At 56.7% G+C, this 13,051-nt stretch carries 10 protein-coding genes; 8 read left to right on the top strand and 2 right to left on the bottom strand.

Features of this window, described 5'->3' with window-relative positions:
• The first annotated feature begins 75 nt into the window (after nt 1-75).
• Complete coding sequence (locus ACYASS_RS00650; RefSeq protein WP_087264114.1) at nt 76-1,059, top strand: GntR family transcriptional regulator; 984 nt, start codon at nt 76-78, stop codon at nt 1,057-1,059.
• Nucleotides 1,060-1,152: 93 nt separating this feature from the next.
• Here the strand turns inward: ACYASS_RS00650 and ACYASS_RS00645 are convergent, their stop codons facing one another.
• Nucleotides 1,153-1,830, bottom strand: coding sequence for an aspartate/glutamate racemase family protein (locus ACYASS_RS00645; protein WP_463584654.1), 678 nt, complete (start codon nt 1,828-1,830; stop codon nt 1,153-1,155).
• A 219-nt stretch (nt 1,831-2,049) separates the two neighbouring features.
• Between ACYASS_RS00645 and ACYASS_RS00640 the strand changes: the two genes are divergently transcribed.
• Complete coding sequence (locus ACYASS_RS00640) at nt 2,050-3,120, top strand: isocitrate/isopropylmalate dehydrogenase family protein (RefSeq protein ID WP_087264119.1); 1,071 nt, start codon at nt 2,050-2,052, stop codon at nt 3,118-3,120.
• On the opposite strand, the gene ACYASS_RS00635 is transcribed toward ACYASS_RS00640, so the two are convergent.
• On the bottom strand, nt 3,107-4,012 hold the full coding sequence (locus ACYASS_RS00635; RefSeq protein WP_463584653.1) for a GntR family transcriptional regulator: 906 nt from the start codon (nt 4,010-4,012) through the stop codon (nt 3,107-3,109). The two genes, ACYASS_RS00640 and ACYASS_RS00635, sit on opposite strands and share 14 nt — an antisense overlap.
• Before the next feature lie 168 nt (nt 4,013-4,180).
• Between ACYASS_RS00635 and ACYASS_RS00630 the strand changes: the two genes are divergently transcribed.
• From ACYASS_RS00630 to ACYASS_RS00605, 6 genes are all read left to right on the top strand, one after another.
• On the top strand, nt 4,181-5,071 hold the full coding sequence (locus ACYASS_RS00630) for a LysR family transcriptional regulator (protein ID WP_463584652.1): 891 nt from the start codon (nt 4,181-4,183) through the stop codon (nt 5,069-5,071).
• Nucleotides 5,072-5,218: 147 nt separating this feature from the next.
• Entirely contained in the window at nt 5,219-7,894 is a 2,676-nt protein-coding gene (gene acnA, locus ACYASS_RS00625; protein ID WP_463584651.1) for an aconitate hydratase AcnA, read from the top strand.
• A gap of 96 nt (nt 7,895-7,990) precedes the next feature.
• Nucleotides 7,991-9,043 carry a lactonase family protein gene (locus ACYASS_RS00620; RefSeq protein WP_087264126.1) on the top strand — a complete coding sequence of 351 codons (1,053 nt, stop codon included), beginning with the start codon at nt 7,991-7,993 and terminating at the stop codon, nt 9,041-9,043.
• Between the two features lie 61 nt (nt 9,044-9,104).
• The gene (locus ACYASS_RS00615) at nt 9,105-10,430 is read left to right on the top strand and encodes an MFS transporter (RefSeq protein WP_087264484.1); all 1,326 of its coding nucleotides are present in this window, start codon (nt 9,105-9,107) and stop codon (nt 10,428-10,430) included.
• 83 nt (nt 10,431-10,513) lie between these two features.
• Nucleotides 10,514-12,157, top strand: coding sequence for an acetolactate synthase large subunit (locus tag ACYASS_RS00610; protein ID WP_463584650.1), 1,644 nt, complete (start codon nt 10,514-10,516; stop codon nt 12,155-12,157).
• 162 nt (nt 12,158-12,319) lie between these two features.
• Nucleotides 12,320-13,045 carry an ABC transporter substrate-binding protein gene (locus ACYASS_RS00605; RefSeq protein WP_463584649.1) on the top strand — a complete coding sequence of 242 codons (726 nt, stop codon included), beginning with the start codon at nt 12,320-12,322 and terminating at the stop codon, nt 13,043-13,045.
• The last annotated feature ends 6 nt before the right edge of the window (nt 13,046-13,051 follow it).

Here is a 13,051-nt window from a genome sequence, read left to right as displayed (position 1 = left end):
GAGCTGTGGTATTTTGGCGGGGTCGGCTGATTAAGCCGACCCTTTGCGTACAATCCCCCATCTTCACGAGCGATCATGAACTCTACCGGTGTAGCCTCAGCCCCTGAACACGGCAAGACAAAGCCTCGGATCAAGTCCGATCTGGCGGAGCAACTGGCACCGAAAATCGTCGATATGGCGCGCGCTCGATCAATGCGCAGCGGCGACCCATTGCGCGAAGAATCTTTCGCCAAGGAGCTTGGGGTTTCCCGATCACCGATTCGCCGCTGTTTTGCCTTGCTCGAAGAGCTGGGTATTGCTCGCCGGGAACAGAATCGCGGTTATTTCCTGACCTGCGACGCTCGAGGGATTGATACGGCCAAGCTACCGTTGGATGTCGATCCTTTTGAAGATTTTTACCTGCGCGTCGTCGATGACGTGCTTAGTGGCGATATCCCCACCTCGTTTTTCGAGGCGGAACTGCTGCGTAAGTACGATGTGCCTCGCGGTCAGTTACTCAAAGTTCTCAATCGGCTGGCCAACGAAGCGATGATTGAGCGCAAGCCGGGCCAAGGCTGGGAAATCAACGCGTTTCTGCATGACTCCAGCGCGCATATTCAAAGCTATCGTTTTCGTATGGCGATTGAACCGGCGGCGCTGCTTGAACCTGGTTATAAGGTCGACAAGGCCGCTTTTGCCAAGGCAAGGGCGTTACAGCAACAGCTGCTTGATGGTGATATTTTCAGCCTCTCCAGATCGCAGTTGTTCCACATTAACGCCCAACTGCATGAGCTGATCGTGCGCTGCTCCGGAAATGCGTTTTTTCTTGAGGCCATCCGTCGACAAAACCAGCTGCGCCGCTTCATGGCCTACAAGGCCAACCTGGATCGTCAGCGTCTGATCATCCAGTCCACCGAGCATATCCAGTTACTGGATTTGATCGAGAGCGGCAAGTGCGAAGCCGCTGCCGGCTTCCTGCGTCATCACCTTGATATCGTCGGCCGACAGAAGACGGAGAAAGAGGCGCGGGATGAAGCCGAAAAGCGAGCAAGAGAAAGTGCTGCTTCTTCTTCGGTTTGATGATTCACCTCCACCAAGCACCCACAGAAAAGTATTCCAATTCAGTTAGTTGTAGTTTTCTGATGAGATCTGCAGAGGGCTGAGAATCTAGCCTTAGGCCACACCTGCAGGTGCAAGGAGTTCCAGCAACTCCCTCAGCCGTATCACGGCGCTGTCAGGGGTGGTCAGCACCGGCTTTCCGCTTTCTGACCGGACTGTTCCAGCCGCACTGGTCATGGAAAACTGCGCAAAGCAGATCACGTCACAGCCTTCAATCGCATTGGCGACATTCGCGATTTTGCGGTCATGGCGTTCAATGTCCCCATCTTGAAGCGCCTGAAAGGCACCTGCAACAACGTGTGTGGTGATCTGCAGAGGCGTGTCGGCGGCTATTGACGCAGCCTTGAATTCTCCAAGCATGGCGATGGCCGGTTCGAATGTGGCCAACAGCGCGATACGCGACGCCGAACCAAGCGCACGATCAATCATTGCCTCGTTGGGTTTCAATACCGGGATTGAGACGGCGTGCTTGCAGGCGTCGATAGCGGCACCGAACGCCGAGCAGGTGAAGAGTATTGCGTCTGCACCTGCTGACTCGGCGTATTGGGCCAGGCTGAGGAATCGCTGTACCAGCGCCTCGGTCAATTCGCCTGTTACAGACAGATCTCTGGACAGCGAATCATCCAGCAGATTAGCCAGCTGCGCCTCAGGCCAGTGCCTTTTGAAGGCGTCGGTGATGGGCACAATCGCCAGCGGAGTTGCGTGAATCAGAAAAATACGTGCGCCGGGCATCACTTCGCCTCCTGAGCAGCAAAAATTACGCGTGAGCAGATTGCATATTAACTAAATAAAATGCAATTCTTTGGCGTCCGCCTGCAAGCGGTCTTTTTTGAGATGTAGATGGATTCAACGAACCCGGGATACTAAGTTTTATTGTATTTTGTGATTCGTAGATACATATCGGAAGCGGTCATCGACATCTCAGCCAATGCAAACAAGAAGGAGAAGGTTATGCGTATTCTGGTTTTGCCCGGCGACGGCATCGGTCCTGAAATCATTGAATCATCCATGTGTGTGCTCGAGGTCGTGAACGCGAAGTTTGCCCTCGACCTGACGTTCGACTATGACGACGTCGGTTTCGCCAGCCTGGAAAAGCACGGCACTACGTTGCGTGACGAAACTCTGCTCAAGGCTGGAAATTACGACGGGATCATTCTCGGGACTCAATCCCACGCAGATTATCCGGTACCGGAAAAAGGGGGGCGTAACGTGTCGGCCGGTTTCCGGATCGGGCTGGATTTGTACGCCAATGTTCGTCCGGCACGTACCCGATCGTTCCTGACGTCGAATATGAAGGAAGGCAAGCGCATGGATCTGGTGATCATGCGCGAGGCAACTGAAGGCTTTTATCCTGATCGCAATATGAGCAAGGGCTGGGGTGAGGTCATGCCCAGCCCTGATATGGCGCTTTCAACCCGCAAGATCACTCGCCATTGCAGCGAACGCATTGCTCGGCGCGCGTTCGAGCTGGCGATGAAGCGTAATAAAAAGGTTACCGCTATCCATAAAGCCAACAGCTTTCACATGACCGATGGCTTGTTTCTCGAAGCCGTCCGAACGGTGGCGAAGGAGTTTCCTGACGTCGTGCTCGACGATCTCCTGGTAGATGCGTCCACCGCGCATCTGGTGCGCAATCCGGAACGCTTCGATGTACTGGTTGCCACCAATTTCTATGGCGATATTCTCAGCGATCTGGCCAGCGAGTTGTCCGGCAGCCTTGGCCTGGCCGGCTCAATCATGGCCAGTGATGTGCACTGCGCGGCGCAGGCTCAACACGGCTCCGCGCCGGACATTGCCGGGCAGGATAAGGCCAACCCGGTGTCGATGATTCTGTCGGTGGCCATGCTGTTGCAGTGGATGGGCGAGCGCCATCAGCACAGCGCTCTGGTCGAGGCCGGCCTGGCGATGGACCGTGCCGTCGATGTGGTGCTGGAAAACCCGGCTACCCGGACCTTTGACTTGGGCGGCACTCTGGGTTGCAGAGGGTTTGGTGAGGCTGTGGCTGCGGTCATTCAGGGCTGACTGCTGCCTCGGCAAATTGCTGCAACACAGGTGATTTACGTGCCAGCGAACCGGTCAGGTGGCGTTTCATCAGCTCGGACGCTGCCTGATTGTCTCCCTGTTCCACCAGCGCGATGATCTGCAGATGCTCCTCGCACTGCTGGTAGTAGCGCTTGCGATCCACCATGGCCCGGTATTCGATCAGGCGTCGCATGTTGTTCATTTGCACCAGCACCATGTGGTACATCGAGTTGCCGGACATTCTCATCAGCTCTTCGTGAAAACGCATGCCGGTGCGCAACAGCGCATCGGCCGGCAGCGTTTCAATCCCTCCGCGCAATAACTGATGCTGCTCACTGCCGAGCTTGCGCAACATCAGTGGATCGTTCTGGAACGTCGGTTCGAGGAGACCGGCAGGCTCGATCAGCAGCCGCAGGTTATAGATCTGATTCAAGGATTGCCGGGTTTTGGCAACTTCAGAAAAGCGCCAGCCATAACCCGGTTTGGGTTGTGCCCAGCCGACCGTGGCGGCGCGGTTGAGAATGTCGCTGGCTTGCGCCTTGCTCAACCCATAGCGTTCACGCACGAACGGCTCGGTCACATCCTGCGGGATGCGGTCGTTCAACCAGTCTTCGGACAACTGGTAATAGGCTTCAGGCTCCTCCAATGCACAAGGCAGAGCAGGGGAGGCGTGCTGCCCGGGCGCCAGAACAAAAAAACCACGATTGGGTTGTTGATCAAGCAGGCCTTGATCAGCAAGAGTGACCAGCGCTTCACGAGCCGGTGAGCGCGACACCTGGAATTCATCCGCAATCTTCTGCGCGCTCATGTGGCTGCCCACGGCGACTTCTCCGCTCTGAATGCGGTGTTGCAGCTGAGTCACGATGCGCTGCACTAATACACTTGATGGCATTTCCACTACACCGGTTGGTCAGGCTGTTGCCTTCGCAGGCATTCAAGCCACGCTTCGACGCGGCCGCAAAATAATATTGTATTGTGTTGTGTCGACATACAAAATGGCGACACGGCACGGCGCGTATTTGTACTCAGAGTTGAATGTTACCGGCCAAGAGGAATGCCAATGCGATACGACCTGATCAGCCTGGACATTTTCATCAGCGTTGCCGAGGAGCGCAACCTGACCCGTGCGGCACGACTCAAGCATCTGGCTGTTTCGGCAGTCAGCAAGCGCGTTACCGAACTGGAAGCCCAGGCGGGTTCTGAACTATTGATACGCAACGCACGCGGCGTCGATCTTACTCCGGCTGGTCAGTCGATGTTGTTCTATGCCCGTCAGCTGAAACAAACCCTCGCCAGCCTGGATAACGAGTTGGGTGACTACGCTTCAGGCGTCAAAGGCCATGTGCGCATTCACGCCATTACATCCGCGCTTTCTCAGTTCTTGCCGGGCGACATCGCTCGTTTTGTCGCGACCTATCCGCAAATCAAGTTCGATATCGAGGAGCGGGTAGGTTCGGCCGTTGTTCGTGCAGTCGCCGACGGGCGCGCTGACTTGGGCATCATTGCCGACCAGACCTCAGCCCAAGGCCTGGAAACGACGCCTTATCGGCGTGATGAGTTGACGCTGGTGGTCCCGCAGGGTCATCCGCTGGCCAGCCAAAAGAGCATCCACTTCAGTGAAGTGCTTGAGCACGAATTTATCGGGCCGCACCTGGAAAGCTCGGTGCACAGCCTGTTGACCAGCGAAGCCGACAAGCTTGGCAAGGCACTGAAGCTGCGAATCCGCATCAGCAGTTTTGATTGCATGTGCCGAATGGTCTCTACCGGACTGGGACTGGCGATCCTCCCACGCACTGTGCTGCAGCCCTATCTGCGCAGCCACAAGCTCAAGGCTGTCACGCTCGATGAGCCATGGGCACAGCGCACATTGCTGCTGGCTTTTCGCAAATACGAGGCGGCATCACCGACCTTGAAAACCCTGATCGATAACCTGAAACAAACCCAGACATGAGCGAGCAGCGTTCTCCGCTGGAGAACGAAGGCTTGGTAATACATCAATTTTCATCACAGACGGCCAATTCTAGTATTCACCCACCAGCGGTGAGCGAGTGAGCCCTCGAACGACAGCGCGGATATTATAAAAATGAGTGATGCAACCATGACCGAGATTGCAACTGACCTGCTGAACAGCTTGGTGGTTGACGGCGAACAATTCGCTTACGTCGATCTGCACAAGATGTTGACCCCTGATCAAATTGCGAAGCTTCCCTATTCGATCCGCATCCTGCTGGAGAACGTCGCGCGCTGTACGCCTGAGGCGCTGCCTTCGGTGCTGGCTCGGGCGCTGGGCGACGGCCCTGACTGTGAGGTGCCGTTCCAGCCCAACCGGCTGATGTTCCATGACACTACCTGCTTGCCGGCTTTGGCGGATTTCGCCGGGATGCGTGACGTGGTCGCGGAATTGGGTGGCGATCCCAAGTCAATGAACCCGCTCATCCCCGCTGTACTGACCATCGATCACTCGGTGATCGTTGAGCATTACGCTGAAGCCGATGCTGTCGAAGAAAACCTTAATATCGATTTTCGTCGCAACAGTGAACGCTATCGCTTCATCAAGTGGGCGCAGAAGAGCCTCGACAACTTCGGCGTGATCCCTCCGGGCACTGGCATCATCCATCAAATGAACATGGAAGCTCTGGCGCAGGTGGTCTGGGAAAGCAAAACCGAAGACGGCCAGCGCATGCTCCACCCGGATGACATGGTCGCCACTGACAGCCACACGCCGATGATCAACGCCATTGGCGTACTGGGGTGGGGCGTAGGCGGGCTTGAAGGGCAGGCGGCAATGGTCGGCGAGCCTGTACCCATCAGCTTTCCTAAAGTAGTGGGCATTCGTGTGACCAACACCATGCGTCCCGGCGTGACCGCGACCGACCTGTCGCTGCACGTGGCGGAAATTCTGCGCAAGCGTTCGGTAGTTGGCAAGTTTGTCGAATTCACTGGCCCTGGCTTGTCTACACTGAGCTGGGCTGCACGTGGCACGGTGTCGAATATGGCGCCTGAATACGGCGCGACCGTGGTGTTCTTCCCGTTCGACAGTGACACGCTCAACTATCTGGAGCTGACCGGTCGTTCCGCCGAGCTGCGCACTAAGGTCGTGGCCTACATGAATGCTCAGCCATTGTGGCGCCGTGACGAGCATGCCGAGCCGCAGTTCGACGAACTGATCGAACTTGACCTGGCCAGTATCGAGCCAAGTGTTGCCGGCCCCCATCAACCTCATCAACGCCAGAGCCTGGCGAACGCTGCTGCGTCGTTCCGTGACGGTGTGATGGGAGGCGGTAACCTGATCGCCGGTCCTGCCGAGCAGAGCTTTTTCGAGCCGAGCTTTGGCGAGCCAATCACGCATGGCGCCGTTGTGATGTCGGCCATTACCAGTTGCACCAACACCGCCAATCCCTCGCAAATGGTCCAGGCTGGCCTGCTGGCGCGCAACGCCCGTGCGCGGGGTCTGAAAAGCAAACCCTGGGTGAAAACCTCGTTGTCTCCCGGCTCGCAAGTGGTGGCGGATTACCTGGCCGAAGCCAACCTGTTGGAAGACTTCTCGGCGCTGGGCTTCGACCTTGCAGGGTTCGGTTGCATGACCTGCATTGGCAACTCCGGCAAGCTCGAAGAGCATGTTGAAGCGTTTGCCGATCAAGGCCTCAAAGGTGTGGTGGTGTTGTCAGGCAACCGCAACTTCGAAGGTCGGGTCAACCCGAAACTGCAGGCCGGTTATCTGGCATCGCCAGCGCTCTGTGTGGCCTATGCCATCGCCGGGACAATCGACATTGATCTTGAATCACAGCCACTGGGGCGGGATCAGCAAGGCCAGCCGGTATACATGCGCGACTTGATGCCCAGCGATGCCGATATCGCCAGGCAGGTGCTGGAAGTGGTCAAGCCAGAGTTCTTCCAGCAACGGCTGGCCACGGTCTGGGACGGTACCCATCAATGGCAGGCGCTGTCGGCGGTCGGCAGCGTGCAGTTTCCATGGAGCCCGGAGTCCACTTATCTGCGTCGCCCGCAGTACCTGGCGGACATCAAGGCCGAACCGAAAGATTCCCTGGCCATCAGCGGCGCGCGCGTCCTGATGGTGGTGGGCGACAACGTGACAACCGATCACATTTCACCTGCGGGTGCTATTCCGGCCAACAGCCTGGCCGGACAGTGGCTGCTCGAGCGCGGCGAGGATCCGCAGGACCTCAACCAATATTCCACCCGCCGCAGCAATCACGAAGTGATGCTGCGCGGCGCCTTCACTAACCGTTCGGTGAAAAACCTGCTGCTGGGGGACAACCAGCCGGGCCTTGGCGTCTGGGCGTGGAACGCGGACCACAGCGAGTGTCTGCCGCTGTTTCTGGCAGCTGAGAGCTATACCCGCAAGCAAATCCCGATGGTGGTCTTTGCCGGTATCAATTACGGCGCCGGCTCAAGCCGTGACTGGGCGGCCAAGGCTCAGGCGCTGCTCGGCGTCAAAGCTGTAGTGGCTAGCAGCGTGGAGCGAATCCACCGCAGCAACCTGATTGGCATGGGCGTGATCCCGCTGCAGTTCAAAGCGGGTGAGCGGGTTGAAGATCTGAAGCTGGATGGCAGCGAGCACTTCGACTTTATCGGACTCGACGATCTGGTCGTCGGTAACAACCCGGTCACGATGACTGTTTGCCGTAGCAATGGCGATCAGGATCAGGTCGAGCTGTTCGCCCGAATGGATTCGTTGCAGGAAATCCGCTACCTCACCAATGGCGGCGTGTTGCCGTTCGTGATTCGCAAGGTGGTCAAGCGCACGACCTGATGATCGCAGCAGCGACCGCGACACTTGGGTGTCTCGGTCAGCCCTGAGGGAAAGGGACGTTCGTTAAAAGGCTTCAGCTAACCGGAGACAGTTTTTATGTACGCCTATGTCGGCTCACGGACCACCCGCGCGCGAAACGCGCGCGGCATTGGCATCACGGTTTATCAGGTGGACGAAGAAAACGGCGCATTGAGACTGATCCAGATTGTTCAGGATCTAGTTAACCCGTCCTTCCTCGCACTCAACAAGTCGGGTGATCGGCTCTACACCGTGCACGGCGATCAAAGCGAAGTCAGCTCGTTCAGCGTCGACAAGACGACCGGTAAGTTGAGCTTCATCAATCAGCAGAGCTGTGACGGAAAGAACCCGGTGCACCTGGCTCTTGATCCGAGTGAGCGTTTTCTGGTCGTTTCCAACCACATCAGCGGCTCGCTGGCCGTCATTAATGTGCTCGAGAACGGTTCGCTGGGGACGATCAATCAACTGCTTGAACTCGATGGTACTGCCGGCCCGCATCGGGTCGAGCAGCCGTTTGCCAAGCCTCATTTCAACCCCTTCGATCACTCAGGCAATTTTGTGCTGGTGCCGGATAAGGGGTTGGATCGGGTGTTCAGTTTCCGCTTTGACAACGGCAACTTGTTCCCGGCCGATCAGCCTTTTGTGATGACGCGAGAAGGTGCGGGTCCACGCCACCTGGCACTGCATCCCAAGGCACCCTTTGCCTATGTCATCAACGAGCTGGACTCAACGGTGACGACCTACGAGTTCAATGCCGAAGACGGTTCGATGCAGCCGCTTCAAGTGTTGCCAACGTTGCCTTGCACTTACACCGGAAACAGCCGGGCATCGGAGATAGAGGTGGATCGCAACGGACGCTTCGTTTACGCCTCCAACCGCGGTTACGACAGCATTGCGGTATTTGCCATTAATCAGCAAACGGGCTTGTTGAACCCGGTTGAATTCACGCCCACGAACGGTAAAACACCGCGCTTTTTTGCGCTGACTCCCAATGGTCGCTTCATCTTCGCGCTCAACGAAGACAGCGACACCATCATCTCGCTGGCTGTGGATTCGCACAAAGGAGGGTTAAGCAAGACAGGTTTTACGGCCACCACCGGAAGCCCTGTTTGCATGGTTTTTTCTGCCTGAGTAAGGCCCGATCCATAACAAGTACATGAGCACGCAGCAGCTTGCTTACAGTGAGGTCGCCATGAACAACAATAATACGCCTGATGAAAACGCTATCGTGCGCAAGGTAACCCTGCGCATCATCCCGTTCGTTTTTCTGCTTTACATCGTTTCCTATCTGGACCGCGCCAACATCGGTTACGCCGCGCTGCAGATGAACAAGGAACTGGCGCTGACCAGCGAGGCGTTTGGTTTCATTTCCGGAATTTTCTTTATAGGTTACTTCCTGTTTGAAGTGCCGAGTAACGTCATGCTCAACAAGTTTGGCGCACGGGTCTGGATTGCCCGGATTCTAGTGACCTGGGGGGCGATCGCGGCCGCAACCGCTTTCGCCCAGACGGCCAACCAGCTCTACGTCCTGCGCTTTTTCCTGGGGGTCGCCGAGGCCGGTTTTTTCCCTGGCATCATCGTTTACCTGACGTTCTGGTTCCGCTCCAAAGAGCTCGCGACTACTGTTGCGTTGTTCACCGCAGCCATTCCGGTGAGCTACATCATTGGTGCGCCGATGAGCACCTGGATCATGGATAACATCAGTTGGTTCAACTGGAGCGGCTGGCGCTGGATGCTGTTCCTTGAGGGGATTCCCGCTGTGTTTCTGGGCGTAGCGTGCTTCTTCTTTCTGACGGACAAGCCGGAGCAGGCCAAGTGGCTCAAGCCTGAAGAGAAAGCCTGGCTGGTCGCTGAGCTGGAGCGAGATCGTCAGAGCCGCAAGAACGTCAAGAGCTTGAGCGTCTACAAGACGATGACCAATCCCAAGGTGCTGTACCTGTCGTTCATCTACTTTGTTTACCAGTGTGGCAGCCTTGGAGTCGGTTACTGGATGCCGCAGATCATCAAGAGTTTTTCCGAGTCGCTGACGCATACGCAGATCGGTTTGATCGCCATGCTGCCTTACATCGTGGCTACGGCGGCGATGATCCTCTGGTCGCGCAGTTCGGATAAACGCAATGAACGCAAACTGCACTCGGCCATTCCACTGCTCCTGGCAACATTAGGACTGATCGGCGCAGGTTTGCTGGCCAACCCCTACGTCGCCATGGCCATGATCTGCCTCGCGTTGTCCGGGTTGTACAGCTTCAAATCACCGTTCTGGGCGCTGCCAACGCTGTTCCTTGATCGCACTACCGCAGCGGTGTCGATCGCCGTCATCAATTCGATTGGCAATCTGGGTGGTTTCGTTGGGCCGTCTTTGATTGGTATGGTCAAGGGCAACAGTCAAAGTGCGGCCAATGGATTGCTGTTCCTGAGCGCGCTGCTGATGGCTGGATTCCTGATGACCTTGTTCATGCGGGTGACCAACAAAGATTCGGCGCAGAGCCTGGTGGTCAGGAGCCAGGAAGCACGCTAACGGCCAGTTGATTGATACTGTGACCGGCCCGAAATCGATTCGTAAGCGATGCCTGATCGCTTACCAAAAGCTGAGGTAACAAGATGGCCAAGGCCGCTGATGTTGTAGTGCAATGTCTGGAAAGTGAAGGTGTTGAGTATGTGTTCGGCATCCCCGGTGAGGAGAATCTCGACCTGCTGGAGTCGTTGCGGCGCTCAAGCATTCAGCTTGTCCTCACCCGGCATGAACAACCTGCTGGCTTCATGGCGGCAACTTACGGCCGTTTGACTGGCAAGACGGGCGTCTGCCTGTCGACGCTGGGTCCTGGCGCGACGAATCTGGTGACTGCTGGTGCATATGCCTACCTTGGCGGTATGCCTATGCTGATGATCACGGGTCAGAAGCCGATCAAGAAGTCCAAGCAGGGCCGTTTTCAGATCCTCGATGTGGTGGGGATGATGAGGCCATTGACCAAATACACGCACCAGTTGGCTTCAGCCGATAACATCCCTTCCCGTGTTCGTGAAGCGATACGGCTGGCAGAAGAGGAAAAGCCCGGCGCGGTGCATCTGGAGCTGCCTGAAGACATTGCTGCCGAACAGACCGACAGCATGCCGATTCCTCCAAGCTTGAGCCGTCGGCCATTGGCTGAGTACAAATCCATTGCGGCCGCTGTATCGAAACTCAAGGCGGCCAAAAGTCCGATCCTGGTGATCGGCGCCGGGGCCAACCGGAAGATGACCGCCAAGGTTCTGCGTCAGTTAATCGACAAGACCGGCATTCCATTTGTCACGACACAAATGGGCAAAGGGGTAGTGGACGAACGCCATCCGCGCTTTCTTGGCAACGCCGCATTGTCCTCGGGGGATTTTGTCCATCGGGCGGTGGAGTCTGCGGATCTGATCATCAATGTCGGCCATGACGTCATCGAAAAACCGCCGTTTTTTATGGTTCGTGGCGGCACCGAGGTGGTTCATATCAACTTCCGTTCGGCTGAAGTCGACCCTGTCTATTTCCCCCAGATTGAGGTGGTGGGCGACATCGCCAATGCGATCTGGCAGATTTCTGAAGCGCTTGAGACTCAGGAGCACTGGGACTTCAGCCGTCTTTTGACGATCCGTAGCGCCAACGAAGCTCAGATAGTGGAGGGCGCCGAAGACAACCGTTTCCCCATGTACCCGCAACGGATGGTGGCCGACTTGCGCAAGGCGCTGCCGTCGGAGGGGATCGTGGCGTTGGACAACGGGATCTACAAGATCTGGTTTGCCCGCAATTACAAAGCGCACATGCCCAACACGGTGCTGCTGGACAACGCGCTGGCGACCATGGGCGCAGGTCTCCCTTCGGCGATGGCCGCCCGGTTGGTCTATCCACAGAAACCGATTGTTGCGGTGTGTGGCGACGGCGGTTTCATGATGAACAGCCAAGAGCTGGAAACTGCGGTGCGTATGAAGATGAATCTGATTGTCATCATCCTGCGTGACGACGGCTACGGGATGATCCGCTGGAAGCAATCGCATATGGGCTTTGAGGACTTCGGTCTGGATTATGGCAATCCTGACTTTGTCATGTACGCCAACAGCTATGGAGCCAAAGGGCACAGGGTTGAAAGCGCAGAAGCTTTTCTGCCAATGATCGAACGCTGCATCGCCGAGCCAGGCGTACATGTCATTGATTGCCCGGTCGACTATTCAGAGAATGACTTCATTCTCAATACTGAGCTCAAGAGAAGAAGTGCTCTTGTATAAATCGATCGGGTTTCAGGCTCCAGACGGCGTTAAGCGCGGGTATAGGGCAGGGGCACGCCCATCTATATCTCACTTCGTCGCACCAAGTGCTGTATTTCCATCGTCGCGGCCGTTGCCGCTACTTTCTCACTGCCTGTCCGGGCTCTGGATTCGGAGAAAAACATGAGCGCAGTATCATCGGCCGTTCTGGCTGACCTGGCACCCGGTGGCATTCTTCGTGCCGCGATTAACTTTGGTAACCCTGTGCTGGCGCAACAAGCTGCCGATGGCAGCCCGCAAGGCGTATCCGTTCAGCTTGCCAAGGCACTGGCGAAGGAGCTGAACGTACCACTGGAAATGGTCACTTTCGATGCTGCGGGAAAAGTCTTTGCCGCGCTCGATCGGAACATCTGGAATGTGGCGTTCATGGCGATCGAGCCGGTGCGTGCTGCGCAGGTTGCTTTCAGCGATCCCTATGTGGCCATCGAAGGCACTTATCTGGTACGGGCTGATTCGACGTTCACTCAGGTTGATGATCTGGACCGCGCTGGCTTGAAACTCGCAGTAGGTAAAGGTGCGGCCTACGATCTCTATCTGTCCCGGAGCTTGAAGCACGCGGAGTTGCTTCGGGCTGACACCTCGGCGGGTGCAGTCGAGCTGTTCGTTGATCAGGGGCTGGACGCTGCGGCCGGGGTGCGTCAGCCTCTCGAGAAATTCGCTTCGGCCCACGCGGGTTATCGGGTGATCGAAGGGCAATTCACGTCCATTCGCCAAGCGATGGCCGTGCCCCGCCAGTACGCAGCCGGTGCTGAATACATCCAGGACTTTGTAAAACGGCAGAAGGCCAATGGTCTGGTGCGCAAGGCACTGGATGAAACCGGGCAGGCGGACGTTTCCATTCCGAAATAACCGGTG

The organism is Pseudomonas sp. HP_14, assembly GCF_055283875.1.
The sequence above is the reverse complement of the archived record's forward strand: the minus strand, read 5'-3'. Positions and strand labels throughout refer to the sequence as shown.